The sequence below is a fragment of the Mycobacterium hainanense genome (assembly GCF_041890355.1).
GTDB classification, from domain to species: Bacteria; Actinomycetota; Actinomycetes; order Mycobacteriales; family Mycobacteriaceae; genus Mycobacterium; species Mycobacterium hainanense.
On record NZ_CP169059.1, the window covers coordinates 2,468,243 to 2,494,764 of the forward strand.

The window sequence follows — 26,522 nt, forward strand, 5'->3', positions numbered from 1 at the left end:
CGGCCAGGTGATTGGACGCCGAACGTGGGTTCAATCCGCGTGGCAAGGCCTACACTTGCGCCGTGAGCAGTGTTCCTGCCGGCGACGATGTTCTGGATCCCGACGAGCCCATCTACGACCTGCCGCGGGTCGCCGAATTGCTCCGGATATCGGTCAGCAAGGTTCAGCAGCAACTCCGTGAAGGCCACCTGGTCGCGGTGAAGCGGGACGGCGGCGTGGTGGTGCCCCAGGTGTTCTTCACCAAGTCCGGTGAGGTGGTCAAGAGCCTGCCGGGACTGTTGACGATCCTGCACGACGGCGGCTATCACGACACCGAGATCGTGCGGTGGTTGTTCACCCCGGATCCGTCGCTGACGATCACCCGCGACGGCAGCCGGGATGCCATCAGCAATGCTCGCCCCGTCGACGCCCTGCACGCGCATCAGGCGCGGGAGGTCGTGCGGCGGGCGCAGGCCATGGCCTACTGAGATGGCCTACTGAGCGGGCCTAAGAGCGGGCGCTAAGCCTTTTCCAGGGCCTCATCCGCCGTCTCGCCGCGCCGGTCGGGCGCGCGGTCGAGGCTGTACCAGGCGATCAGCGCGCAGACCGTAGCCAACGAGAAGTGCAGCCACGAGTACATCCCGTGCGAGCCATCGGGTTTGAAGATCACCATCACCCACGTCGAGAGGCCGGCGATGATCGCGATCGCGCGCCGCGATTGCGCCAGCGGCGCGACCACCGCCAGCGGCCAGGAGTAGTACCACGGCAGGGCCGCGGGCACGAAGAGCACCACGACCAGCATGGAGAGCGCGATGCCGGCCAGCGCGCCGCGGTCGTCGCGCCGGAAGCGCCACCAGAGCAGCGGCAGCGACACCGCGATGACCGCGATTCCGACGAGGCGGGTGATGCGCAGCATGGGGTAGAAGTGCACCGCGACGAACCCGCTGAACACGGCGTGGATGATGTTGGCGGCGGCGGTCGGCACCGTCAGCCAGTTGATGATCTTCACCGACCCGGCCAGTGCGGTGAGCCACCCCAGGCCCACCCCGGCCACGGCCGACAGGATGCCGAACACGACGGTGAAGATCAGCAGCGACATCGCCGTGGCCGCCGCGAACGCCCGGGCCGGCCGGTATCCGCGGTGGTCGCGCAGGTGCCGGCTCCACACCCACACCATGAACGGCAACGCGATTCCGGCGGTGGCCTTGACCGCGATGGCCACCGTGATCAGCGTCGTGCCCAGCACATGCCGGCCGGAGAAACTCAGCGCGATGCCGGCGGCCATCAGGCCCACCATCAGCATCTCGTTGTGCACCCCGCCCATCAGATGAATGAGCACGAGCGGGTTGAGGACGCAGATCCACAGGGCCGTCGATCCGTCGGTGCCCAGGTGGCCGGCCAGTCGCGGGGTGGCCCAGATCAGCAGGGCCAGGCCCGGCAGCATGCACAGCCGCAGCAGCGCCGTTCCGGCCACCACGTTATTGCCGACGGCCATGGTGACCAGCTTCGCCACCAAGATGAACGCCGGGCCGTAGGGCGCGGTGGTGATCGTCCAGATAGGACTTACGTTGTCCAGCAAGCTGTTCGGGTTGGCGACCGGTCCGACCGCGTAGGGGTCCAGGCCGTCGCGCAGCAGCGCGCCCTGGGCCAGGTACGAATAGGTGTCCCGGCTGAAGACGGGTACCGACAGCAGCAACGGCGCCAACCAGAAGCCGGTGGTCGCTTTCATCATGAACTCGGTGACTTCGCCGGCCAGCACGCGGCGGCCCAGGCCCAGCCACGCGATCAGCATGAGTGCCACGCCCACCCACAGCAGCACCGACGACAACACCAGGCCATGGCCAAAACGCAGCCAGGACATGTGGATCGACTCCAGCAGCGGGTCGTGTTGGCGGGTGCTGCCCGCGCCGAGGCCGCCCACGGCGATCAGCACAGAACCGAGCATGCCCAGTTTGGCCGGCCCGGACTCCGCGGCGCCGGCGAACGCGCGCAGCTGCGAAAACCGCCCGGCGCCAGCCGGTTTGGTTTCCGGCGAGTCGGACGGCGGGGTGTGCGTCGGTGTCGTCATCGGCTCAGGCGGACCGGTCGGTGGCCATTCTGGCCAGCTCGGAGAGCCCCGCTTTGGCCGCGGCGTTGACCGGCGCGGCCGCCAGCGCCGCCAAGGCCCGTTGGGTCAGCTCGGCGATGCGGCGCTCCGCCGCTGCCAGGGCGCCCACCGACTCGATGACCCCGCGCAGCCGGTCCACCTCCTCGTCGGTCAGCTGCGCCCCGATCGAGTCGCGTAACAGCTTGGCCGCCAATGGATCCGAGTCATCGGCCAGCTTCAGCGCCTCGGCCAGCAGCACGGTGCGCTTGCCTGAGCGCAGGTCGTCACCCGACGGCTTGCCGGTCACCGCCGGGTCCCCGAACACACCCAGCACGTCGTCACGGAGCTGGAAGGCCACGCCGACGTCCGTCCCGAACCGGCCGAACACATCCTGGACGTCGGGCCGGTCGGCGCCGGCGGCCGCCCCCAGCTGCAGCGGGCGCGACACGGTGTAACAGGCGGTCTTGTAGGTGTCGACGTTCATCGCCGAGGCGATCGACTCGGCGGCGCTGGCTTCGGCGACGATGTCCAGGTATTGGCCGCCCAACACTTCGGTGCGGATGTCGGCCCACACCCGCTGAACGCGCCGCGCGGCGTCGGGCGGCAGGTCCGCGCGGAACACGATGTCGTCGGCCCAGGACAGCGCGAGATCGCCGAGCAGGATCGCGGCCGAGCGTCCGAACTGCTCCGGCGAACCCCGCCAGCGCCGGCCGCGGTGCAGCTCGGCGAACTGGACGTGGGCGGTCGGGCGGCCACGGCGGGTGGAGGAGTCGTCGATGACGTCGTCGTGCACCAGCGCGCAGGCGTGCAGCAACTCCAGCGCGGAAAACAGCAGCAGCACTTCGGAATCCGGTTCGCCGCTCGCCACGGCGCGCCAGCCCCAATAGGCGAACGCGGGTCGCAGCCGCTTGCCGCCGTTGAGCACGAAGCTTTCCAGGGCGGCGACCAGCACCTCGTAGTCGCCGCCGATGTAGGCGGTGTCCGCGCGCCGGTCGTGCAGATACCGCCGAAGGCGATCGGTGATCGCGCCGGTCAACTCGACGGTTGCCGCTGCTTCGACGCTCAGCGCCGCGCCCCTTTCTGATCGACGTGCGTGGTGTGGCAGGCCCGACCAGTGTATTCGGCGCGGCACCGGGGACCTTCCCAACCTGGCACCGCGGTGGTTGCTTCGACGGGCTCACTATTCCCCCGCGTGTGGGCGGGACCCCCACGCCTATGCTGGCGGGGGTGTCGGGGCCGCCCGCCGTGCGGCCGGGAGACGCCGCAAGCATTCGTCGGATGGAGAGAAGCCGCGTGACCCTCAACACCATTGCGCTCGAGCTGGTGCCGCCCAACGCCGATGAAGGCCGGGAGCGGGCGCTCGAGGACGCGCGAAAGGTGGTGCAGTACTCGGCGGAAACCGGTCTGGCCGGCCGGCTGGGGCACGTGATGATCCCCGGCATCATCGCCGAGGACGACGACCGTCCCATCGTCATGAAACCCAAACTGGACGTGCTGGACTTCTGGTCGATCGTCAAGCCCGAGCTGCCGGGAATCCACGGCCTGTGCACCCAGGTCACCGCGTTCTCCGACGAGCCGACGCTGCGTCGGCGGCTGACCGATCTGCGCGGGGCCGGGATGGAGGGTGTGGTCTTCGTCGGGGTTCCGCGCACGATGAACGACGGCGAAGGCTCCGGCGTCGCGCCCACCGATGCCCTGTCGATCTACCGCGACCTGGTGCCCAACCGCGGCGTCATCCTGATTCCCACGCGGGAAGGGGAGCACGGCCGGTTCAACTTCAAGTGCGACCAGGGCGCCACCTACGGAATGACCCAGCTGTTGTACTCGGACGCGATCGTGGGCTTTTTGCGCGAGTTCGCCGAAAACACCGATCACCGGCCGGAGATCCTGCTGTCGTTCGGCTTCGTCCCCAAGATGGAAAGCCGGGTCGGCCTGATCAACTGGCTGATCCAGGATCCCGGCAACGCCGCGGTGGCCGACGAGCAGGAGTTCGTCAAGCGGTTGGCCGCCAGCGAACCGCCCCAGAAGCGCCGGCTCATGACCGACCTCTACAAACGCGTGATCGACGGGGCGGCCGAGCTCGGGTTCCCGCTGAGCATCCACCTCGAGGCCACCTACGGGGTGTCGGCGCCCGCCTTCCAGACGTTCGCCGAGATGCTGGCGTACTGGTCGCCCGCCCGGCAGGGCTAGCTCGGCGGCTGGTCGCGGGGCGCGGTGAACCGCGGGGAACGGTCGCGGTTCATCCAGGCCAGCAGGGCGACGACGCCGGCCGCGGCGAACGACGCGATGCCCAGCCACACGCCCGCACCGGTGAAGGACCGCGTGTTCGGGTCGGTGTAGCGGGCCTGGGCGGTCATGGTGCTCACGACGCCCGGCTTGAGCTTCCAGGACACCACCGTCGACTCGACCCGGTCGCCGTTGGTGGACGTCACCACACCGGGGAAGGCGACGGTCAGCTCGACGTCGGCCTCGGAGTCGGTCAGCGAGGTCAGGTCCGCGCGGCCCTCGAGGATGACCAGGTTGCCGTTGCGCCGCAGGGACAGATTCACGCCCTGCGCGTCGGAGTTCATGTTGGCCAGCTGCGGCAACTCGGCGAACGTCAGGTCCGAGAACACCGCCTGCGATCCCACGTAGCCGTCGCTGTCGTAGTTCGACACCGCGACCTTCTGGCTGAACGGCAGGTTGTTGCTGTCGAGCTGCGGGCCGGTGTCCTTGGGCGTCTTGGGTTTAGCGGCGGCGACGATCTCTCCAGAGACCAGGTCGTCGGGGGAGATGGTGAGCGACGCCCTGACTCGCAGGCACCCGGTGGCCAGCGGCACCAGCATGAGCAGCATCGCGATGGCCACCAGGCGGCGACGCCGAGGGGTGAATCCGCGGGTTCGGGGCGGGGAGAGGCTGGCGCGCACCAGGTCATCGTGCCAGATGCGACGTGCCACCAGATCGGGTCCGCCCTGGCGCGCCCGCGATTCGGCGATCAGAGCGGTAGCTTGCGGCCCAGGATCGCGAATGCGCGTGGGTCACCGGCGAAGTGGTAGCGGCGGATGACGTCGGTGAAGCCCAGCCGCCGGTACAACCGCCAGGCCCGGTTTGGTTCGCCGCCGGTCTCCGGCGTGGACAGCAGGACGTTCTCTTCGGCGCGATCGGCGAGCAGCCGCCGGGCCAGCGCCTCGCCGAGGCCGCGGCCCTGCGCGCGCGGGTGGATGTGCAGCTCGGTCAACTCGAAGTAACTGTTCATCAGGCCGGCGATCTCCTGCGCCGGGCGGCCGCCCCGCTGCAGGCCGAGGACCACCTGCTGCTGCCACCACTGGCCGGGTGCCCCCGGGTACCCGTAGGCGATGCCGAGCAGCGGGGCGTTGCTCAGTTGGGCCGCCGACGGCATCGACCCGTCCGCGCCTTCGGCGTCCACGACGCCCACTCCCTGCCACCCCGGCCGGCGGATGTGCTCGAGCCACATGGCGGCGCGCTGGTTCTCGGTGCCGCGCGGGTACCGCATCGCGTCGACGTACACCTTCAGGGCTTCGCCGAGCCGGCGCTCCATGTCGGTGGGCGGCAGATCGATGAGGAATATCGCCACTCGCGGTTTCCTCCTCATCCTGTGCTCGCGTGCTTGCATTCGTATTGCCGCTCGGCCCGCGCCGCCATCGCCATTATCGGACCCGGGAGAGGTTGTCCGGCGAGCGGTCGCGGCAACGAACCGGCCAACCACTCCCGCCAAAGGAAGCCGGTTGTAGCGCACGGCCGTTCCGGCTCCGACGGGTGCCCGGCCGGGGCCAGGATAGAATCGCGACCGAACCAGTGGTATGGCGCAGATTGACCTCGTATCATTTCAATTAGTTGCCCCCACAACGGGCATCCGCGTGCTATCGATAGTTACGCGTCAACTGTCGGCAAGGAGGGACGAATGCCACTCTCCGATCATGAGCAGCGGATGCTCGATCAGATCGAGAGCGCTCTCTACGCCGAAGATCCCAAGTTCGTGTCCAGCGTCCGCGGCGGAGGGTTGCGCGCACCCACCGCGCGCCGCCGCCTGCAGGGCGCGGCGCTGTTCGTCATCGGCCTCGCAATGCTGGTTTCCGGAGTGGCGTTCAAGGCCACCATGATCGGAAATTTCCCGATTCTCAGCGTCTTCGGGTTCATCGTGATGTTCGGCGGCGTGGTGTTCGCCATCACCGGTCCGCGGTTGTCAGGCCGCCCCGACCACCCCGGCTCGGCGCCGGGCTCGCTGCGCCAGCGCCGCAACAAGGGCGGTGGAGGTTCGTTCACCAGCCGGATGGAAGACCGGTTCCGCCGCCGCTTCGACGACTAGCGCATCGCCGACGAATCTGGGGAAGCCATTCGGCTCCCCCTTTTTCTTGCCTTTCTTGCCCGCAGTAGCGGGCGCGACGTCATCGTCACGGATTCAACCCGGCTCGGCCGAGGATGGCCGGGCCGGCGTAGGCGAACTCGGGGCCGTTTTGACGCCGAATCGAGCCGCAATCGTGCTTCGGCGGGGAAGTTAAGCCCCACGGCGCCCCACTCTGTCCCCCCACTTCGCCCCACATCCCGCGTATTGACGTTCTGAGCTGCGCTTTCCTGCCGTCCGCTGCGATGGCCACCGAGACTCGGGGAACTACCGTCCAACGGTGTATGCGTCCAAAGGTGGCGGATAACCCGGGAAAGTCCGCCACGACACCCTCGGAATGGGGCGAAGTGGGGGATTGTGGGGTATGGTGACTGCAGTGTTTGGGTGACCCCGAGCGGGAGGTGAGCTGGTGTTTCTCGGCACCTACACGCCCAAACTCGACGACAAGGGGCGACTCACGTTGCCCGCCAAGTTTCGCGACGCGCTGGCAGGGGGGTTGATGGTCACCAAGAGCCAAGACCACAGCCTCGCCGTCTACCCGCGGGGCGAATTCGAGCAACTCGCGCGCCGGGCGAGCAAGGCCTCGCGGAGCAACCCCGACGCCCGGGCGTTCCTGCGCAACCTCGCCGCCGGCACCGACGAGCAGCATCCCGACGCGCAGGGGCGCATCACACTGTCGGCCGACCACCGTCGCTACGCGAACCTCTCCAAGGACTGCGTGGTGATCGGGGCGGTCGACTACCTCGAAATCTGGGATGCGCAAGCCTGGCAGGACTACCAGCAGACCCACGAAGAGAACTTCTCCGCGGCCAGCGATGAAGCACTCGGCGACATCATCTGAGGCGCACGCCCGTGCAACGTGGCCTCTGCCCGAACCGGCCCTGGCGTACTTCCCCAACGCCAGGTTCGCGCCTTCGGACAGGGACCTCGATGCAGGGGCGTCTCGCCCGACCCGGGGAGGCGTTGCGGTGGCTGACGATTCGGGCGACTTCGGGCACGTGCCCGTCCTGCTGCATCGCTGCGTCGAACTCCTGACCCCCGCGCTGACCCGTCACCACGCCGACGGTTCGGGTGCGGTCCTGCTCGACGCCACCCTGGGTGCGGGCGGGCACGCCGAGCGCTTCCTGGACGACCTGCCGGGGCTGCGGCTGATCGGGCTCGACCGCGACCCCAGCGCGCTGGACATCGCCCGCGACCGGTTGGCGCGATTCGCCGACCGCGTGACGCTGGTGCACAGCCGCTACGACGGCCTCGCCACGGCGTTGGCCGAATCCGGTTACGACACAGTCGGATCGGTCGACGGGATGCTGTTCGACCTCGGCGTGTCCTCCATGCAGCTCGACCGCGCCGAGCGGGGATTCGCCTACGCACAGGACGCGCCGCTGGACATGCGGATGGATCCGCAGTCGCCGTTGACGGCGGCCGACATCCTCAACACCTACGACGAAGCCGCGCTCTCGGACATCCTGCACCGCTACGGCGAGGAGCGGTTCGCGCGCCGCATCGCCGCGCAGATCGTGCGCCAGCGCGCCCGCGCACCCTTCGCGTCGACCGCGGAGTTGGTGGCCCTGCTCTACCAGGCGATTCCGGCACCGGCCCGCAGGACCGGGGGCCATCCGGCCAAGCGCACCTTCCAGGCCCTGCGGATCGCGGTCAACGACGAGCTGGGCTCGTTGCGCGGCGCGATCCCGGCCGGCCTGGACGCGCTCGCCGTCGGCGGACGCATCGTGGTGCTGGCCTACCAATCCCTGGAGGACCGCATCGTCAAGCGGTTGTTCGCCGACGCGGTCGCCTCCCGCACACCGGTGGATCTACCGGTCGAGCTTCCCGGCCACGAGCCGCGATTCCGGTCGCTCACCCACGGCGCCGAGCGCGCGGACGCCGCCGAAATCGAACGCAATCCGCGCAGCGCCGCGGTGCGACTCCGCGCCGTACAACGGGTCCAGCAGGCAACCGGAAAGGGCGACGCATGAAAGCAAAGCGGGAAACGCCGAATCGCCGTGGCGGGCGCGACGGCTCCGCCCGGCGCGGCAGGCGTTCGGCCGCCGAGCCCGACTCGGCGCGCACCCGGCCTGGGCGGAGCGCGGCGCCGGCCCGGGAGAGCCGCGCGCCCAAATCCGGGCCCCACACCAGCCCGATAGCCAGACCGGTCGAGCGCCCGGCGCGGGCCAAGAGCACGAGTCAGGCCAAGGCCCGGGCCAAGGCCCGGAAAGCCAAGGCGCCAAAGGTTGTTCGTCCTCGTCTGAGCGAGCGCCTGGCGGCGCGGCTGGCCTCGATCGACCTGCGGCCGCGCACCCTGGCGGCCAAGGTGCCGTTTGTGGTGTTGGTCATCGGCGCGCTGGGCGTCGGGCTGGGTCTCACGCTGTGGTTGTCCACGGACTCCGCGGAGCGGTCCTACAAATTGAGCCACGCCCGCGAGAAGACCCGGCTGCTGCAACAGCAGAAGGAGGCGCTGGAACGCGATGTACGCGAGGCGGAGTCCGCGCCGGCGCTGGCGGAGGCGGCCCGCAAACAGGGCATGATCCCGACGCGGGACACCGCGCATCTGGTCCAGGACCCCTCCGGGAACTGGGTGGTCGTCGGCACGCCCAAGCCGGCTGACGGGGTGCCGCCACCGCCGTTGAACAGCAAGCTCCCCGACCAGGGCCCGCCGGCCCCGCCGGCGCCACCCGCGCCGCCCGCCGAGGTCCCGGTCCGGCTGCAGCCCGATCCCGCGGCGCCCGTCCCGGCGCGGTCTGGGCCGGAGGCGTTGCTGCGTGCACCGGACGGATCGTCGACGCTGGGCGGCCAGCACCTGGCGCAGACCGGGCCGCCACTGCCCGGCATGCCGGGTTCACCGGGGGCGCCGGTAGCCGGGCAGAGCCCCGGTGCGCTGCCCGTGCCGGGCGGGCCGGTCCCGGGGTTGCCGGCGCCGGCGGTGATCGCTCCCGCTCCCGGTCCCCTGGAAGTGGCGGTGCCGTTGGGCGGCTTGCCGGTTCCGCCGCCCGGGCAGGTGCCCGCACCGCTGCCCGCTGAGGTGCCGGTGCCGGTGCAACGGGCCCCCGCGGTGCCCCAGCCGGTGGCCCCCGTCGTGCCCGCCGCCCCGGTGCTCGGGCCGCAGCCCGCGGCGCCGGGCCCCGTTGCGACGCCGGGTGCGCCCCGGTGAGCCGCGGCGACGCCAGGGGCAACCGCCGGGCGCAGCCGACCCGTGGCCCCCGTAAAGCGCAGGAAGCCAAGGGTGTTCGCCAGCCGAAGCTCCGCGGGAAGCAACAGACCCAGGACGTCCGGGAACCGAAGCGATTCCGGAAAGCCAAGGAAGCCACGAAGGGCCGCGCGGCCGACGGCCCGGACGCCGTAGCGACCGGGCACTCGGCGCGCGAGCGGCGCACCCGGAAGCTCGTGCAGGCGGGCAACCGCGGCGCGTCGTTCGTGTTCCGGCATCGGGCCGGGAACGCGGCCATCGGGCTCCTGATCGTGGTGGCGGCGGTCCAGCTGTTCGTCCTGCAGGTGACCAACGCGCCGACGCTGCGCGCCCAGGCGGCGGGCCAACTCAAGGTCACCGACGTCGAGAAGGCCGTGCGTGGCAGCATCGTCGACCGCAATAAGGATCAGCTGGCGTTCACCACCGAGTCACGCGCCTTGACGTTCCAGCCCAAGAGGATTCGCAAGCAGCTCGACGAGGCCAAGAACAAGAACTCGGCGGCCCCCGATCCGCAGCAGCGGCTGCGCGACATCGCCAAGGAGGTCGCCACCCGGCTGGGCAACAAGCCGGACTCCGCGACGGTGTTGAAGAAGCTGCAAAGCGACGAGAACTTCGTCTATCTGGCACGCGCCGTCGACCCCGCCGTCGCCAGCGCGATCTCCGAGAAGTACCCCGAAGTCGGTTCGGAGCGCCAGGATCTGCGGCAGTACCCCGGCGGGTCGTTGGCGGCCAACATCGTCGGCGGCATCGACTGGGACGGTCACGGGCTGCTCGGGTTGGAGGAGTCGCTGGACTCGGTGCTGTCGGGAACCGACGGCTCGGTCACCTACGACCGCGGGTCCGACGGCGTCGTCATCCCCGGCAGCTATCGCAATCGGCACCGGGCGGTCAACGGCTCGATGGTCCAGCTGACCCTCGACGACGACATCCAGTTCTACGTGCAGCAGCAGGTTCAGCAGGCCAAGGATCTGTCCGGCGCACATGATGTTTCGGCCGTCGTGCTGGACTCGAAGACGGGCGAGGTGCTGGCCATGGCCAACGACAACACCTTTGACCCGTCCCAGGACATCGGGCGCCAGGGCGACAAGCAGCTGGGCAACCTGGCGGTGTCCTCGCCGTTCGAGCCGGGTTCGGTGAACAAGGTCATCACCGCGTCCTCGGTCATCGAGTACGGCCTGTCCAACCCCGACGAGGTGCTGCAGGTGCCCGGCTCGATCAACATGGGCGGCGTCAACGTGCACGACGCGTGGGAGCACGGCGTGATGCCCTACACCACCACCGGCGTCTTCGGAAAGTCCTCCAACGTCGGGACTTTGATGCTCGCCCAGCGCGTCGGGCCGGAACGCTTCTACGACATGGTCCGCAAATTCGGGCTCGGGCAGCGCACCAACGTGGGCCTGCCCGGTGAGAGCGCCGGGCTGGTGCCGCCGATCGACCAATGGTCGGGCAGCACCTTCTCCAACCTGCCGATCGGGCAGGGCCTTTCGATGACGCTGCTGCAGATGGCGGGCATGTATCAGACGATCGCCAACGACGGGGTGCGCATCCCGCCGCGGATCGTCAAGGCCACCATCGCGCCCGACGGCACCCGCACCGAGGAGGCGCGTCCCGAGGGCGTGCGGGTGGTGTCGGCGCAGACGGCCCAGACCGTGCGCAATATGCTGCGCGCCGTCGTGCAGCGCGACCCGATGGGCTACCAGCAGGGCACCGGGCCCGCCGCGGCGGTGACCGGCTACCAGATGGCCGGCAAGACGGGCACCGCACAGCAGATCAACCCGGCCTGCGGCTGCTACTTCGACAACGTCTACTGGATCACCTTCGCCGGCATGGCCACCGTCGACAACCCGCGCTACGTCATCGGCATCATGATGAACAACCCCGATCGCAACGCCGACGGTACGCCGGGCCACTCGGCGGCCCCGCTGTTCCACAACATCGCCGGCTGGCTCATGCAGCGCGAGAACGTGCCGCTTTCGCCAGACCCCGGTCCGCCGCTGATCCTGCAGGCCACCTGAAACTCGGCTCACGCGGCCACGATTCGCGAGCGTGCTAGCGTGGGGCCCGATAGCGTCTAGGGTTCCGGCGCGCGAGCGTGACTGGTCCGAGCGGCGCCACCGCATCTTTGGGACAGTTGCGGTCATCTGAACGGACAAAAGCCTGGAGGATCTCCGGCGGCGCGCGGCGCGTCGCCGAGAAGGTCCGCGCATGTTCGCTCTCATCGTGTTGTTTCTCGTTGCTTTGGCTGCTGGCGCTCTCGGCGGCCTGGTCGGCACCGGATCGTCATTGGTGCTGTTGCCGATCCTGGTGACGATGTACGGTCCACGAATTGCGGTGCCCGTCATGGGTATTGCGGCGGTGATGGCCAATGTGGGCCGGGTCGCGGCGTGGTGGCGACAGATTCGCTGGCGGCCGGTGCTCGCCTACGCGCTGCCGGGCACGCCCGCGGCGGTGGTCGGCGCGCACACGCTACTGACGATCTCGCCCGCGGTTGTCGACGGCGTGCTGGGCGTGTTCTTTCTCGCAATGGTGCCGGTGCGCCGGCTCGTAGCGGCACGGCAGTGGCGGGTGCGCCTGTGGCAGCTCACGATCGCGGGTGTCGTCGTCGGATTCCTCACCGGCCTGATCCTGTCGACCGGACCTCTCAGCGTTCCGGTGTTCACGGGTTATGGCCTCAGCGGCGGTGCCTTTCTCGGGTCCGAGGCGGCTAGCTCCCTGGTGCTCTACACGGGCAAGATGGCCACCTTCGGTGAGTTCGGCGCACTCACCGACACCGTGGTGATCCGTGGGCTCGCGATCGGGGCGGCCCTGATGATCGGGCCCTTTCTTGCGCGCGGCGTCGTGCGCCGCGTTCGTCCGCGCACCTATGCGCTGCTGATCGACGTGGTGTTGGCAGCCGCGGGTGCGGGAATGTTCGCGGCCGTGTGGACGCAGTAGGCCCGGTCGCCGCCAGGGCAGCAGCCTGGTCGGCGCGGGTAAACGTCACCGCCGGGCGCGTCTGGGTAGGGTGTCATGGCTGATCATGGGGATCATCTAGCAGGAGGTGTGAGCAGAGTGCCGGTACCCGCCGCGTTGCGCCCGACCGCCGATGCGGGGGTGCGGCTGCCTGCGCTGGCGGCGCAGGTGAGCGCGGTATCGGCCAACGGCGACGCGACAATTCCCGACCTGGCCGTCACGGGCGTGACGCTGCGTGCCCAGGATGTGCGGCCCGGCGACCTGTTCGCCGCGCTGACGGGGGCCTCGACGCACGGGGCCCGGTACGCGGCGGAGGCGATCGACCGCGGCGCCGTCGCGGTCCTCACCGACGCCGCCGGCGTCGCGGAGCTGGGTGCGTTGGCCTCGAGCGTCCCGACGCTGGTACATCCGGCGCCCCGCAGCGTCCTCGGCGCCCTGGCGGCCACGGTGTACGGCAACCCGTCGGAGCGCACGACGGTCATCGGGATCACCGGGACCTCGGGGAAGACAACCACGACGTATCTCGTCGAGTCCGGGCTGCGAGCCGCGGGCCGAAAGGCCGGACTGATTGGCACGATCGGCATCCGAATCGATGGCGCCGACGTGCCAAGCGCGCTGACCACGCCGGAGGCGCCCGCGCTGCAGGCGATGTTCGCCGCGATGGCCGAGCGCGGGGTGGACACCGTCGTCATGGAGGTCTCGAGCCACGCGCTGGCGCTGGGCCGGGTGGACGGCACCGGATTCGCGGTGGGCGGCTTCACCAACCTGTCCCGCGACCACCTCGACTTTCACCCCACCATGGCCGACTACTTCGAGGCCAAGGCGAAGCTGTTCGATCCCGCATCGCCCCTGCGGGCCCGGCGGGTGGTGGTCTGCGTCGACGACGACGCCGGGCGCGCCATGGCCGCGCGGGCCGGTGACGCCATCACGGTCAGCGCCGCCGGCGAGCCCGCGCACTGGCGCGCGATGGACGTGATGCCGCTGGGGGCCGGGGGACAGCAGTTCACCGCGATCGACGCCGCCGGGGTGCGCCATCGGGTCGGCTTCCGGCTGCCGGGCCACTACAACGTCGCCAATTGTCTTGTCGCCCTGGCGATCCTGGATGCGGTGGGGGTGTCGCCCGAGCAGGCGGCCCCGGGACTCTTGGAGACCCGGGTGCCGGGCCGCATGGAGGACATCGACTGCGGCCAGGATTTCCTCGCGCTGGTCGACTACGCCCACAAGCCGGGCGCGCTGCGGGCGGTGCTGACCACGCTGGCGCGACCGGGTCGCCGGCTGGCGGTGGTGTTCGGCGCAGGCGGCGAACGCGACCCGGGCAAGCGGGCGCCAATGGGGGCGACCGCGGCCGAGCTGGCCGACCTGGTTGTCGTCACCGACGACAACCCCCGTGGCGAGGACCCCGCGGCCATCCGCCGCGAGATCCTGGCCGGTGCGGCCGAAAGCGGCGGTGCGGCCGAGGTCGTCGAGATCGGCGACCGGCGCGCGGCCATCCGGTACGCCGCCGCCTGGGCCCAACCGGGCGACGTGGTGCTGGTCGCCGGCAAGGGGCATGAGACGGGGCAGCGCACGGGCGGGGAGACCCGGCCGTTCGACGACCGCGTCGAGCTGACCGAGGCATTGCGGGACCTGCGGCCCCCCGGGGCGCCGTCATGATCGACCTCACCGTCGCGCAGATCGCCGAGCTGGTGGGCGGCACCTTGGCCGACATCTCGCCGCGGGCCGCCGCCGAGCTCCGCGTCACCGGAACGGTCGAATTCGATTCGCGCGCAGTCGGTCCCGGCGGGCTGTTCCTCGCGCTGCCGGGGGCCCACGCCGACGGGCACGACTATGCGAAGTCGGCGGCGGCGTCCGGCGCGGTGGCCGTGCTGGCCGCCCGTCCGGTGGGGGTGCCGGCCATCGTGGTACCACCGCAGCCGCGGGCGGGCCGGGCCGGCGGCCTGGCCGGGGTGCTCGAACACGACACCGACGGCTCCGGTGCGGCGGTGCTGGCCGCGCTGGCCAAGCTGGCCAAGGCGGTGGCCGTCGAGCTGGTGGCCGGCGGCCTGACCATCGTCGGCATCACGGGTTCGTCGGGCAAGACGTCGACCAAGGACCTCGTCAAGGCCGTGCTCGAGCCGCTGGGCGCGGTGATCGCCCCGCCCGGGTCGTTCAACAACGAGCTGGGCCATCCCTGGACGGTGTTGCGCGCGACGCGGGACACCGACTACCTGGTTCTCGAGATGTCGGCCCGCCACCCCGGCAACATCGCCGCGCTGGCCGAAATCGCCCCGCCCGCGATCGGGGTGGTGCTCAACGTGGGCACCGCCCACTTGGGCGAGTTCGGCTCGCGGGAAACCATCGCGCGCACCAAATCCGAACTGCCGCAAGCTGTTCCGTCGTCCGGTGTGGTCATCCTGAACGCCGACGACCCGGTCGTGGCGGCGATGGCCCGCGTCACCGCGGCGAGGGTGGTGCGGGTCAGCCGTTCCAGCCGCACCGATTCGGGCCCCAGCGACGTCTGGGCGGACGGAGTGTCGCTGGACGAACTGGCCAGGCCGCGCTTTACCCTGCACGCGATGGACGGCGCGGTCGAGGTCGAGCTCGGCGTGTTCGGCGACCATCAGGTCACCAACGCGCTGTGTGCCGCCGCGGTCGCGCTGCAGTGCGGCGCCACGGTCGGCCAGGTCGCCGCGGCACTGGCGCAATCGGGGCCGGTGTCGCGGCACCGGATGCACGTGACCACCCGGGCGGACGGGGTCACGGTGATCGATGACGCCTACAACGCCAATCCCGACTCGATGCGGGCCGGCCTGCAGGCGCTCGCCTGGATCGCTCACGGCCCCAGCAAAAAGCGCAGGAGCTGGGCGGTGCTGGGCGAAATGGCCGAGCTCGGCGACGACGCGGTCGCCGAACACGATCGCATCGGCCGGCTGGCGGTGCGCTTAGATGTGTCTCGACTGGTCGTCGTGGGAAGTGGGAGGTCGATGAGCGCCATGCACCACGGAGCCGTCATGGAGGGCTCGTGGGGAGCTTCCGGCGATAGGGGGGCCGTCAACGTGGCCGACGCCGACGCCGCCCTGGCGCTCTTGCGGGCCGAGTTGCAGCCCGGCGACGTGGTCCTGGTCAAGGCCTCCAACGCGGCGGGGCTGGGAGCGCTGGCCGACGCGCTGGCCCGTGACGATCGCGAAGCCGGGCGAAGCGGGTCGTCACGAATTACCGACGGGGGGACGGGCTCGTGAGGCAGATCCTGATCGCCGTCGCGGTCGCGCTAGCGGTGTCAATCCTCTTGACGCCGGCGCTGATTCGGTTGTTCACCAGGCAGGGCTTCGGCCATCACACCCGCGAGGACGGGCCGCCCAGCCATCACGCCAAGCGGGGCACGCCGTCGATGGGCGGCGTGGCGATCCTCGCCGGGATCTGGGCGGGTTATCTCGGGACGCACCTGGCCGGCCTGGCGTTCGACGGCGAGGGCGTCTCTGCGTCGGGCCTGCTGGTACTGGGCCTGGCGACCGTGCTGGGCGGCGTCGGATTCCTCGACGACCTGATCAAGGTCCGCCGGTCGCGCAACCTCGGGTTGAACAAGACCGCCAAGACCATCGGCCAGGTGGCCGCCGCCGTGCTATTCGGCGTGCTCGTTTTGCAGTTCCGCAACGGCAGCGGATTGACCCCGGCCAGCTCCGACCTGTCTTATGTGCGCGAGATCGCTACGGTCACTTTGACTCCCGCGCTGTTCGTGTTGTTCTGCGTGGTTGTGGTCAGCGCCTGGTCCAACGCGGTCAATTTCACCGACGGCCTGGACGGCCTGGCCGCCGGATGCATGGCGATGGTCACCGCCGCGTACGTGTTGATCACCTTCTGGCAGTACCGCAACGCGTGCGTGACGGCTCCGGGCCTGGGCTGCTACAACGTGCGCGACCCGCTGGACCTGGCGCTCGTCGCGGCCGCCACCGCGGGCGCGTGCATCGGCTTTTTGTGGTGGAACGCCGCGCCCGCAAAGATTTTCATGGGCGACACCGGGTCGCTGGCGCTCGGTGGCATCATCGCGGGCCTGTCGGTCACCAGCCGCACCGAGATCCTCGCCGTCGTGCTGGGGTCGCTCTTCGTCGCCGAGGTCACCTCGGTGGTGCTGCAGATTCTGGCGTTTCGCACCACCGGCCGCCGGGTGTTCCGGATGGCGCCGTTTCACCACCATTTCGAGTTGGCGGGCTGGGCCGAAACGACGGTGATCATTCGCTTCTGGCTACTCACGGCGATCACGTGTGGTCTGGGCGTGGCCCTCTTCTACGGTGAATGGCTGGGCGCGATCGGTGCCTGACGTGCCCGGGCTCGAGCCTCTGGCGCCGGGCGCACCCGTGCTGGTGGCCGGCGGCGGCGTCACCGGCAAGGCGGTGCTGGCGGCGCTGACCCGGTTCGGCGCGGTGCCGACCCTGTGCGACGACGACGCGGCCACGTTGCGCCGTTACGCCGAGACCGGCGTGGCGACGCTGACGGCATCGGCGGCGATGCAGCGCGTCGCGCAGTACGCGCTGGTCGTCACCAGCCCGGGATTCGCCCCGGACACGCCGTTGCTGGTCGCCGCCTCGGCGGCGGGCGTGCCGGTCTGGGGCGACGTGGAATTGGCCTGGCGCCTCGACGCCGCAGGCCAGTACGGGCCACCGCGCCGCTGGCTGGCGGTGACCGGCACGAACGGCAAGACCACCACGACCTCCATGCTGCACGCCATGCTGACCGCCGCCGGGCGGCGCAGCATCCTGTGCGGCAATATCGGCGACCCGGTCCTCGATGTGCTCGAGCAGCCGGCCGAGTTGCTGGCCGTCGAGCTGTCCAGCTTCCAGCTGCACTGGGCGCCCTCGGTGCGCCCGGAGGCGGGCGTGGTGCTCAACATCGCCGAAGACCATCTGGATTGGCACTCCACCATGGCCGACTACACGGCGGCCAAGGCGCGGGTGCTGGGCGGCCGGGTGGCGGTGGTGGGGCTCGACGATGCCCGGGCGGCCGCGTTGCTGGACACCGCCGCGGCGCCGGTACGCGTCGGCTTCCGGCTCGACGAGCCGGCGGCGGGCGAGCTCGGGGTGCGCGACGGCCGATTGATCGACCGCGCCTTCGCCGACGGCCTCGTGCTCCTGCCGGTCGACGCGATCCCGGTGCCGGGGCCCGTCGGCGTCCTCGACGCCTTGGCCGCGGCGGCGCTGGCCCGCAGCGTCGATGTACCCGCCGAGGCGATCGCGGAGGCGATCGCGACCTTCCGCGTGGGCCGGCACCGGGCGGAGGTGGTCGCGGTCGCCGACGGCATCACCTACGTCGACGACTCCAAGGCGACCAACCCGCATGCCGCCGAGGCGTCCGTGCTGGCCTACCCCCGCGTGGTGTGGGTGGCCGGCGGTTTGCTCAAGGGCGCATCGGTGGACGCCGAGGTCGCCCGGATGGCGTCCCGCCTGGTCGGGGCGGTACTCATCGGCCGTGATCGCCAAGAGGTTGCAGAGGCGTTATCGCGACACGCGCCGGATGTCCCCGTCGTCCAGGTTGTGACAGGCGAGGATGCTGATATGAATGCGACGGCTGTGGTTATTGGTGCAGATGTGACAGAAGTGAAACATTCCCGTGGCGATCTCGGTACTTCCGTCATGACCGCGGCGGTGGCCGCGGCCCGCGACCTGGCCCGGCCCGGAGACACGGTGCTGCTGGCACCGGCGGGCGCCTCGTTCGACCAGTTCACCGGGTACGCCGACCGCGGTGACGCCTTCGCTGCCGCCGTTCGCGCGGCGACCCGGTAGGCGGGCATGGGTAACCCGCTGGCCCGGCTCAGACGCCGGGGCAAGGACATTGCAGAGGCCGGCGCCACGGAGACGACCGCCACGGAGACGACCGCCACGGAGACCACCGACGCGGCGGAGCAGCCGGACGCCGATGCCGACGCGGCGACCGGTCCCGTCAGCGCCGCGGGCAGCTCGGAGGCCCGGCCGCCCACGAAGCCGCAGGCGGGAGGCGACGGGCGTAACCGGTTCGGCGCCTGGCTGAGCCGGCCCATGACCTCGTTCCACCTGATCATCGCCGTGGCGGGGCTGCTCACGACGCTCGGTCTGATCATGGTGCTATCGGCCTCGGGCGTGCGGTCCTACGACGCCGACGGGTCGGCCTGGGTGATCTTCGGCAAGCAGGTGTTGTGGACGGTGATCGGCCTGATCGCCTGCTACGCCTCGCTGCGGATGTCGGTGCGGTTCATCCGCCGCGTCGCCTTCACCGGCTACGTCGTCACGGTCATCCTGCTGGTGCTCGTGCTGGTGCCCGGCATCGGCAACCTGGCCAACGGCTCCCGGAAGTGGTTCGTCATCGCCGGCTTCTCCATGCAGCCCTCCGAGCTGGCGAAAATCGCCTTCGCCATCTGGGGCGCGCATCTGCTGGCCGCTCGGCGCCTCGAGCGTGCCTCGCTGCGCGAAATGCTGATCCCGCTGGTGCCGGCCGCGGTCATCGCGCTGGCGCTGATCGTCGCCCAGCCCGACCTGGGGCAGACGGTGTCGCTGGGCATCATCCTGCTCGCGCTGTTGTGGTATGCGGGGTTGCCGCTGCGCGTCTTCGCCACCTCGTTGCTGGCCGTCCTCATGGCCGGTGCCGTCCTGGCCATGTCCGCGGGTTACCGATCCGACCGGGTGAAATCGTGGATGAACCCCGAGAACGATCCCATGGACACCGGCTACCAGGCCCGCCAGGCGAAGTTCGCCCTGGCCCACGGGGGCATTTTCGGCGACGGCCTGGGCCAGGGCGTCGCCAAGTGGAACTACCTGCCCAACGCCCACAACGACTTCATCTTCGCGATCATCGGCGAGGAGCTGGGGTTCGTCGGCGCGTTCGGGCTGCTGGTGCTCTTTGGGTTGTTCGCCTACACCGGGATGCGCATCGCCCGCCGGTCGGCCGACCCCTTCCTGCGGCTACTGACCGCCACCACGACGATGTGGGTGCTGGGTCAGGCCTTCATCAACATCGGTTACGTGATCGGGATCCTGCCGGTCACCGGCATCCAATTGCCGCTGATTTCCGCGGGTGGAACGTCTACGGCCGCAACGCTTTTCATGATCGGCATCATGGCCAACGCGGCCCGCCACGAACCGGGGGCGGTGGCCGCGCTGCGCGCCGGCCGCGACGACAAGGTGAACCGGTTCCTGCGGCTGCCGCTGCCGCAGCCCTACGTCCCGACGCGGCTCGAGTCGTTCCGCGACCGCAAGCGCGGCGGCAAGCAACCGGGCAACGGGACACCGCCGCGCAACGGAGCGCGCAAGCCCGCCCGCAAGGCCCAAGAACCGCTGCGGCCGGCGTTCTCCCGCACAGCCGCACGGCCGGCCCGCAGGGCGGTGCATCATGGATCTGGCCAGCGCTCCGCCACTCGCGGCGCCGGTCAGCGCCAGGCACGGCGCGCACGCGCACTGGAAGGTCAGCGTTACGGGTGAACGACACGGTCAGCAAGCCGACCGGCGGGCGGGGGACAAGTCCCCAGCCCGCCGGTGCCGCGTTGTCGGCTTTTAAGCCCCTGTCGGTCGTGCTGGCCGGCGGGGGCACCGCCGGCCACGTCGAGCCCGCGATGGCGGTGGCCGACGCGCTCAGCGCCCTCGATCCGCAGGTGCGCATCACCGCGCTGGGCACCCAGCGCGGGCTGGAGACGAGGCTGGTGCCCCAGCGCGGCTACCACCTCGAGCTGATTACGCCGGTGCCGCTGCCGCGCAAGCCCAGCGGCGATCTGGCGCGGCTGCCCCCGCGGGTGTGGCGCGCGGTTCGGGAGGCCCGCGCGGTGCTCGACGCGGTGGACGCCGACGTCATCATCGGTTTCGGCGGGTACGTGGCGCTGCCGGCCTACCTCGCCGCCCGCGGGATCCCCCGCGGCCTCAGCCGTCGGCGCCGCGTCCCGGTGCTGATCCACGAGGCCAACGCCAGCGCCGGCCTGGCCAACCGGGTCGGCGCGCGTCGAGCCGACCGGGTGCTCTCCGCCGTACCCGATTGCGGCTTGCCGGGCGCGGAGGTGGTCGGGGTGCCGGTGCGGGCGGCGATCACGTCGCTGGACCGCGCGGCGTTGCGCGCCGAGGCGCGCAGGCACTTCGGCTTCGCCGACGACGCCCGGGTGTTGCTGGTGTTCGGCGGTTCGCAGGGGGCCGTGTCGCTGAACCGGGCCGTGTCCGGGGCCGCCGCCGACCTGGCGGCCGCCGGTGTCTCGGTGCTGCACGCGCACGGGCCGAAGAACACCCTCGAGCTGCGGGAGAGCCAACCCGGCGATCCGCCCTACGTGGCGGTGCCCTACCTCGACCGGATGGACCTGGCCTACGCCGCCGCCGACCTGGCGATCTGCCGGTCCGGCGCCATGACCGTCGCCGAGGTCTCGGCGGTCGGGCTGCCGGCGATCTACGTGCCCCTGCCGATCGGCAACGGCGAGCAGCGGCTCAACGCGCTGCCGGTGGTCAACGGCGGGGGCGGCATGGTGGTCGCCGACGCCGCCCTGACGCCGGAGCTGGTGGCCCGCGAGGTGTCCGCCCTGCTCAACGACCCGCCCCGGTTGGCGGCGATGACGGCGGCCGCCGCGCGGGTGGGGCACCCCGATGCGGCGCGCCAGGTGGCACAGGCCGCGCTGGACATCGCCAGGAAGGCAGCGGCGGGAGGGCGACGGTGAACGCCGAACAGCTGCCCCCCGAATTGCAGCGGGTGCACATGGTGGGCATCGGCGGGGCCGGGATGTCGGGCATCGCGCGCATCCTGCTGGACCGCGGCGCGCTGGTCTCGGGCTCCGACGCCAAGGAATCGCGCGGCGTGCACGCGTTGCGGGCCCGGGGCGCCTCGATCCGCATCGGCCACGACGCGTCGTCGCTCGACCTGTTGCCGGGCGGCCCGACAGCGGTCATCACCACCCACGCCGCCATCCCTAAGACCAACCCCGAACTCGTCGAGGCGCGGCGGCGCGGCATCCCGGTGATCCTGCGCCCGGTGGTGCTGGCCAAGTTGATGGACGGACGCACCACGCTGATGGTCACAGGCACGCACGGCAAGACGACGACGACGTCGATGTTGATCGTGGCGCTGCAGCACTGCGGGCGCGACCCGTCGTTCGCGGTCGGCGGCGAGATGGGGGAGGCCGGCACCAACGCGCACCACGGCAGCGGGGACTGCTTCGTGGCCGAGGCCGACGAAAGCGACGGCTCGCTGCTGGAATACACGCCGAACGTCGCCGTGGTCACCAACATCGAGACCGACCACCTGGACTTCTACGGCAGCGCCGACGCCTATGTCCGGGTGTTCGACGCCTTCGTGGAGCGGCTGGCACCCGGCGGGGCATTGGTGGTGTGCACCGACGACCCGGGCGCGGCCGCGCTGGCGGACCGGACCGCCGAGCTGGGAATCCGGGTGCTGCGCTATGGATCCGACCCGGGCGAGGACCGGGCCGCCACCCTGCTGTCGTGGGAGCAGCAGGGCACCGAGGCGGTAGCGCACATCCGGCTGGCGGGCGAAGAGTATCCGCGCGTGATGCGGCTGTCGGTGCCCGGGCGGCACATGGCGCTCAACGCACTGGGCGCCCTGCTCGCCGCGCTCGAGATCGGCGCCCCGGCGGACGCGGTGCTCGACGGGCTGGCCGGGTTCGAGGGGGTGCGCCGGCGGTTCGAACTGGTCGGCAACTCCGGGTCGGTGCGGGTTTTCGACGACTACGCTCACCACCCCACCGAGATCGGCGCGACGCTGGCCGCGGTCCGTACGGTCCTCGAGCAGAGCGGCGGCGGACGCAGCCTCGTGGTGTTCCAGCCTCACTTATATTCGCGCACAAAGGAATTCGCGGCGGAATTCGGTCACGCGCTGGACGCCGCCGACGAGGTGTTCGTCCTCGACGTGTACGGCGCGCGCGAGCAACCCCTCGCCGGCGTCAGCGGGGCCAGCGTCGCCGAGCACGTCAGCGTGCCGGTGCGCTACCTGCCGAACTTCTCCGCGGTCGCCGAGCAGGTGGCCGCGGCGGCCGGCCCCGGCGACGTCATCGTCACGATGGGCGCCGGCGACGTGACCCTGCTGGGGCCGGAGATCGTCACGGAGCTGCGGATCCGGGACAACCGCAGCGCGCCCGGCCGGCCGGGGGTGCCGCGATGACCCAGCCGGACGACCCCGTGGGTGTCGCCGGCGAACCGGCCTCCGATTCGGCGGACGGCGCGCTCACCGAACCCATTTTCGCCGCCGGCCCCGACGTGCGGACGCCGACGGAGAGCGAGGACTTCGAGGGCCCGCGCCGGCGGGCGCGCCGCGAACGCGCCGAACGGCGCGCCGCCCAGGCGCGCGCCACCGCCATCGAGCAGGCCCGCCGGGAGGCCAAACGCCGGGCCACCGGCCGCGCGGCCGACGCGCCCAAACCCGTCGCCCGGGGCGTGGTCCGCGGCCTGAAGATGCTGCTGGTGACGGTGCTGTTGGTCGCCCTGGGGATCGGGCTCGCGTTGATCCTCTACTTCACGCCCGCGATGTCGGCCCGCAACATCGTCGTCGTCGGCACCGGGGTGGTGACCCGGGAAGAGGTGCTGGATGCCGCCCGAGTGCGGCCGGGCACGCCGCTGCTGCAGATCAACACCAGCCAGGTGGCCGACCGGGTGGCGGCCATCCGGCGGGTGGCCAGCGCGCGAGTGCAGCGCCAGTACCCGTCCGCCCTGCGCATCACCATCGTCGAGCGAATCCCGGTGGCAGTAAAGGACTTTCCCGACGGCCCGCACCTGTTCGACCGCGACGGCGTCGACTTCGCGACAGGTCCGCCGCCCCCGGCGCTGCCGTATCTCGACGTCGCCAACCCGGGGCCCAACGACCCGGCGACCAAGGCCGCGCTGCAGGTGTTGACCGCGCTGCGGCCCGAGGTCGCGGGTCAGGTCGGCCGGGTCGCGGCCCCTTCGGTGGCCTCGATCACGCTCACGCTGGGCGATGGCCGTGTCGTCATCTGGGGGACGACCGATCGCACCGACGAGAAGGCCGAGAAGCTGGCGGCGCTGCTGACCCAGCCCGGGCGGACATACGACGTCTCGAGCCCGGATCTGCCGACGGTGAAGTAGCGCGGCGTGTGACGGCCGTAACAGAAAAAATTTGCGAGCCGCGCGTCGGCGCGCCTGCGGGGTTAGGGCGCGCCATGCCCATACCGTTCTGGTTGCGCGGAACTACTTGACATAACTCTAACTCTATGGTTGAGGTTGAGGGTTTGCCAGGGAAGCCGTCAGTGACCGGAGAAACCGAATCCCCACCAGGGAGGAAGACGAGATGATGACCCCCCCGCATAACTACCTGGCCGTCATCAAGGTTGTGGGTATCGGTGGTGGCGGCGTCAACGCCGTCAACCGGATGATCGAACAGGGCCTCAAAGGCGTGGAGTTCATCGCGATCAACACCGATGCGCAGGCGCTGTTGATGAGTGATGCCGACGTCAAGCTCGACGTGGGCCGCGACTCCACCCGCGGTCTGGGTGCCGGCGCGGACCCGGAGGTCGGCCGCAAGGCCGCCGAGGACGCCAAGGACGAGATCGAGGAGCTGCTGCGCGGCGCGGACATGGTGTTCGTGACCGCCGGCGAGGGCGGCGGCACCGGCACCGGTGGCGCCCCCGTCGTCGCCAGCATCGCCCGCAAGCTGGGTGCGCTGACCGTCGGCGTGGTCACCCGGCCGTTCTCCTTCGAGGGCAAGCGGCGCGGTTCGCAGGCCGAAGGCGGCATCAACACGCTGCGGGAAAGCTGCGACACCCTGATCGTCATCCCCAACGACCGGTTGCTGCAGATGGGCGACGCCGCGGTGTCCCTGATGGACGCGTTCCGCAGCGCCGACGAGGTGCTGCTCAACGGCGTACAGGGCATCACCGACCTGATCACCACGCCCGGCCTGATCAACGTTGATTTCGCCGACGTCAAGGGCATCATGTCCGGGGCGGGCACCGCCCTGATGGGCATCGGCTCGGCCCGCGGGGAGGGCCGCTCGCTTAAGGCCGCCGAGATCGCCATCAATTCGCCGCTGCTGGAGCAATCGATGGAGGGCGCACAGGGCGTGCTGATGTCGATCGCCGGCGGCAGCGACCTGGGCCTGTTCGAGATCAACGAGGCGGCCTCGCTGGTGCAGGACGCCGCCCACCAGGACGCCAACATCATCTTCGGTACCGTCATCGACGACTCGCTGGGCGACGAGGTGCGCGTCACCGTCATCGCCGCGGGCTTCAGCGCGGCCGGTCCCGGCCGCAGACCCGTCACCGGGGACAACGCCGCCGAAAAGGGCGGCGCGCACCGCATCGAATCGGCGAAGGCGGGCAAACTCACCTCGACACTGTTCGAACCGGTCGACGCGGTCAGCGTGCCGGTTCACACCAACGGCGCCACGCTGAATATCGGTGGCGACGACGACGACGTCGACGTGCCGCCGTTCATGCGCCGCTGAGGGTCTCGAGTTGCTTGCCAGTGCGCGACAAACCGGCCACGAAAACTAGGGACCGGATGGCGCTGCCCGCTGGCGGCCCGTCGGCTCCGGATACTGAAGAAGTGACTGTGCGCATCCGGCGGGTGACCACCACCCGCGCCGGCGGTGTCTCGGGTCCACCGTTCGACACCTTCAACCTGGGCGACCACGTCGGTGACGATCCGGCGGCCGTGGCAACCAACCGAAGGCGGCTGGCCGCCGCCATCGGGCTCAAGCCCGAGCGCGTCGTGTGGATGAACCAGGTCCACGGTGACCGGGTGGAGGTGGTCGACGGGCCCCGCGGCGGCCCGGTCGAGCACACCGACGCACTGGTGACCGGCACCGCCCGGCTGGCGCTGGCGGTGGTGACCGCCGACTGTGTGCCGGTGTTGCTCGCCGACGCGCGGGCGGGAGTGGCCGCGGCCGTGCACGCCGGCCGCGTGGGCGCCCAGCGCGGGGTGGTGGCCCGCACCGTCGAGGCGATGGTGGGGCTGGGCGCGCGCCCCGGGGACATCTCGGCCCTGCTGGGCCCGGCCGTCAGTGGCCGCAACTACGAGGTGCCCGCGCCCATGGCCGACGAGGTGGAGGCCGCGCTGCCCGGCAGCCGCACCACCACCGCGGCGGGCACCCCGGGCCTCGATCTTCGGGCCGGAATCGCCTGCCAGCTGACGGATTTGGGTGTCACGGCGATCGACATCGATCCGCGGTGCACGGTCGACGACCCGACGTTGTTCAGTCACCGCCGGGACGCGCCCACCGGGCGGCTGGCCTCGCTGGTATGGATGGAATGACCGCGATGATGCTGGACATGCCGGCGGGGGGTGACCGCGGAACGGAATTGACCCACGCATTAGCGGCGGTGCGTTCGCGCCTTGCGGCGGCCGCCGAAGCGGCGGGCCGCAATGTCGGTGAAATCGAACTTCTGCCGATTACCAAATTCTTCCCAGCAACCGATGTGGTGACTTTGTCGCGATTGGGTTGCCGGGCCGTTGGCGAATCGCGGGACCAGGAAGCGTCGGCAAAAGTGAGCGAAGTCACCAAACTTTTATCGCGGGCGGATGTCCCGGGCGTGCGCTGGCACATGGTGGGCCACATCCAGCGGAACAAGGCCCGCTCCGTCGCCCGCTGGGCGCACACCGCCCACTCGGTGGACAGCTCGCAGCTGGTCAGCGCCCTCGATCGGGGCGTCTCGGCCGCCCTCGCGGAGGGCCGCCGCGCTCACCCGATGCGCATTTACGTCCAGATCAGCCTCGACGGTGACGAGTCGCGCGGCGGCGTCGACATCTCGTCGCCCGGTGCGGTCGACCGGGTGTGCGCGCAGGCCGAGGAGTCGAAACACCTCGAACTGGCCGGACTGATGGCCATCCCGCCGCTGGGCTCGGATCCCGACGCGGCCTTCGGGCGTCTGCGAACGGAGCATCTGCGCGTCCTGGAGTCCCATCCCAACGCGGTCGGCCTGTCCGCGGGCATGTCCGACGATTTCGAAATCGCCGTCAAACACGGTTCGACATGTGTGCGTGTCGGTACCGCGCTATTGGGCCCGCGGCCGCTACCGTCACCGTATTAAGTCACTGTAGTCACAT

General features: G+C 70.7%; 23 protein-coding genes. 19 read left to right on the top strand and 4 right to left on the bottom strand.

All coding sequences use genetic code 11. The features are described 5' to 3' along the window. The first annotated feature begins 62 nt into the window (after window positions 1-62). On the top strand, window positions 63-467 hold the full coding sequence (locus ACEL92_RS11525) for an Rv2175c family DNA-binding protein (RefSeq protein ID WP_374025680.1): 405 nt from the start codon (window positions 63-65) through the stop codon (window positions 465-467). 32 nt (window positions 468-499) lie between these two features. Here the strand turns inward: ACEL92_RS11525 and ACEL92_RS11530 are convergent, their stop codons facing one another. Both ACEL92_RS11530 and idsA2 read right to left on the bottom strand, forming a co-directional pair. Beyond that, window positions 500-2,047, bottom strand: coding sequence for an alpha-(1->6)-mannopyranosyltransferase A (locus tag ACEL92_RS11530; RefSeq protein ID WP_374025681.1), 1,548 nt, complete (start codon window positions 2,045-2,047; stop codon window positions 500-502). A gap of 4 nt (window positions 2,048-2,051) precedes the next feature. After that, a complete protein-coding gene (gene idsA2 / locus ACEL92_RS11535) occupies window positions 2,052-3,101 on the bottom strand; it encodes a bifunctional (2E,6E)-farnesyl/geranyl diphosphate synthase (RefSeq protein ID WP_374025682.1) in 1,050 nt (349 codons plus the stop codon). Window positions 3,102-3,358: 257 nt separating this feature from the next. On the opposite strand from idsA2, the gene ACEL92_RS11540 reads away from it, so the two are divergent. Continuing rightward, window positions 3,359-4,255, top strand: coding sequence for a mycobacterial-type methylenetetrahydrofolate reductase (locus ACEL92_RS11540; RefSeq protein ID WP_374026180.1), 897 nt, complete (start codon window positions 3,359-3,361; stop codon window positions 4,253-4,255). Here the strand turns inward: ACEL92_RS11540 and ACEL92_RS11545 are convergent. Further along, entirely contained in the window at window positions 4,252-4,899 is a 648-nt protein-coding gene (locus ACEL92_RS11545; RefSeq protein ID WP_374026181.1) for a DUF3153 domain-containing protein, read from the bottom strand. The two genes, ACEL92_RS11540 and ACEL92_RS11545, sit on opposite strands and share 4 nt — an antisense overlap. A gap of 140 nt (window positions 4,900-5,039) precedes the next feature. After that, on the bottom strand, window positions 5,040-5,639 hold the full coding sequence (locus tag ACEL92_RS11550; RefSeq protein WP_374025683.1) for a GNAT family N-acetyltransferase: 600 nt from the start codon (window positions 5,637-5,639) through the stop codon (window positions 5,040-5,042). Window positions 5,640-5,966: 327 nt separating this feature from the next. Here ACEL92_RS11550 and ACEL92_RS11555 point away from each other — a divergent pair, with 327 nt between their 5' ends. The 17 genes from ACEL92_RS11555 (at window position 5,967) to ACEL92_RS11635 (ending at window position 26,506) form a co-directional block, all read left to right on the top strand. Then, window positions 5,967-6,371 carry a DUF3040 domain-containing protein gene (locus tag ACEL92_RS11555; RefSeq protein WP_374025684.1) on the top strand — a complete coding sequence of 135 codons (405 nt, stop codon included), beginning with the start codon at window positions 5,967-5,969 and terminating at the stop codon, window positions 6,369-6,371. A 445-nt stretch (window positions 6,372-6,816) separates the two neighbouring features. Continuing rightward, window positions 6,817-7,248, top strand: a complete 432-nt coding sequence (gene mraZ / locus ACEL92_RS11560) for a division/cell wall cluster transcriptional repressor MraZ (RefSeq protein WP_007170790.1) — start codon at window positions 6,817-6,819, stop codon at window positions 7,246-7,248. Continuing rightward, window positions 7,223-8,380 (top strand): 16S rRNA (cytosine(1402)-N(4))-methyltransferase RsmH, encoded by a 1,158-nt coding sequence (rsmH, locus tag ACEL92_RS11565; protein WP_374025685.1) that lies wholly within the window; start codon window positions 7,223-7,225, stop codon window positions 8,378-8,380. Before mraZ ends, rsmH begins: the two co-directional genes overlap by 26 nt. Further along, entirely contained in the window at window positions 8,377-9,552 is a 1,176-nt protein-coding gene (locus ACEL92_RS11570; protein WP_374025686.1) for a hypothetical protein, read from the top strand. The genes rsmH and ACEL92_RS11570 overlap by 4 nt, the downstream gene beginning before the upstream one ends. Then, on the top strand, window positions 9,549-11,603 hold the full coding sequence (locus ACEL92_RS11575; RefSeq protein WP_374025687.1) for a peptidoglycan D,D-transpeptidase FtsI family protein: 2,055 nt from the start codon (window positions 9,549-9,551) through the stop codon (window positions 11,601-11,603). Before ACEL92_RS11570 ends, ACEL92_RS11575 begins: the two co-directional genes overlap by 4 nt. Window positions 11,604-11,793: 190 nt before the next feature. Continuing rightward, on the top strand, window positions 11,794-12,522 hold the full coding sequence (locus ACEL92_RS11580; RefSeq protein ID WP_374025688.1) for a sulfite exporter TauE/SafE family protein: 729 nt from the start codon (window positions 11,794-11,796) through the stop codon (window positions 12,520-12,522). Between the two features lie 75 nt (window positions 12,523-12,597). Further along, window positions 12,598-14,193 (top strand): UDP-N-acetylmuramoyl-L-alanyl-D-glutamate--2,6-diaminopimelate ligase, encoded by a 1,596-nt coding sequence (locus tag ACEL92_RS11585; RefSeq protein WP_374025689.1) that lies wholly within the window; start codon window positions 12,598-12,600, stop codon window positions 14,191-14,193. After that, window positions 14,190-15,758, top strand: coding sequence for a UDP-N-acetylmuramoyl-tripeptide--D-alanyl-D-alanine ligase (murF, locus tag ACEL92_RS11590; protein ID WP_374025690.1), 1,569 nt, complete (start codon window positions 14,190-14,192; stop codon window positions 15,756-15,758). Before ACEL92_RS11585 ends, murF begins: the two co-directional genes overlap by 4 nt. Further along, a complete protein-coding gene (gene mraY / locus ACEL92_RS11595; protein ID WP_374025691.1) occupies window positions 15,755-16,834 on the top strand; it encodes a phospho-N-acetylmuramoyl-pentapeptide-transferase in 1,080 nt (359 codons plus the stop codon). Before murF ends, mraY begins: the two co-directional genes overlap by 4 nt. 1 nt (window position 16,835) lies before the next feature. After that, window positions 16,836-18,293 carry a UDP-N-acetylmuramoyl-L-alanine--D-glutamate ligase gene (gene murD / locus ACEL92_RS11600; RefSeq protein WP_374026182.1) on the top strand — a complete coding sequence of 486 codons (1,458 nt, stop codon included), beginning with the start codon at window positions 16,836-16,838 and terminating at the stop codon, window positions 18,291-18,293. Window positions 18,294-18,299: 6 nt separating this feature from the next. Next, on the top strand, window positions 18,300-19,961 hold the full coding sequence (gene ftsW, locus ACEL92_RS11605) for a putative lipid II flippase FtsW (RefSeq protein ID WP_374025692.1): 1,662 nt from the start codon (window positions 18,300-18,302) through the stop codon (window positions 19,959-19,961). Then, window positions 19,958-21,169, top strand: a complete 1,212-nt coding sequence (gene murG / locus ACEL92_RS11610; protein ID WP_374025693.1) for an undecaprenyldiphospho-muramoylpentapeptide beta-N-acetylglucosaminyltransferase — start codon at window positions 19,958-19,960, stop codon at window positions 21,167-21,169. The genes ftsW and murG overlap by 4 nt, the downstream gene beginning before the upstream one ends. Next, entirely contained in the window at window positions 21,166-22,626 is a 1,461-nt protein-coding gene (murC, locus tag ACEL92_RS11615; protein ID WP_374025694.1) for a UDP-N-acetylmuramate--L-alanine ligase, read from the top strand. Before murG ends, murC begins: the two co-directional genes overlap by 4 nt. Beyond that, window positions 22,623-23,564: a cell division protein FtsQ/DivIB gene (locus ACEL92_RS11620; RefSeq protein ID WP_374025695.1), complete on the top strand. Its 942-nt coding sequence runs from the start codon at window positions 22,623-22,625 to the stop codon at window positions 23,562-23,564. The genes murC and ACEL92_RS11620 overlap by 4 nt, the downstream gene beginning before the upstream one ends. A 205-nt stretch (window positions 23,565-23,769) precedes the next feature. Next, window positions 23,770-24,921: a cell division protein FtsZ gene (ftsZ, locus tag ACEL92_RS11625; protein ID WP_040623672.1), complete on the top strand. Its 1,152-nt coding sequence runs from the start codon at window positions 23,770-23,772 to the stop codon at window positions 24,919-24,921. Window positions 24,922-25,022: 101 nt separating this feature from the next. Continuing rightward, window positions 25,023-25,730 carry a peptidoglycan editing factor PgeF gene (gene pgeF / locus ACEL92_RS11630; RefSeq protein ID WP_374025696.1) on the top strand — a complete coding sequence of 236 codons (708 nt, stop codon included), beginning with the start codon at window positions 25,023-25,025 and terminating at the stop codon, window positions 25,728-25,730. Further along, window positions 25,727-26,506 (top strand): YggS family pyridoxal phosphate-dependent enzyme, encoded by a 780-nt coding sequence (locus ACEL92_RS11635; RefSeq protein WP_374025697.1) that lies wholly within the window; start codon window positions 25,727-25,729, stop codon window positions 26,504-26,506. The genes pgeF and ACEL92_RS11635 overlap by 4 nt, the downstream gene beginning before the upstream one ends. The last annotated feature ends 16 nt before the right edge of the window (window positions 26,507-26,522 follow it).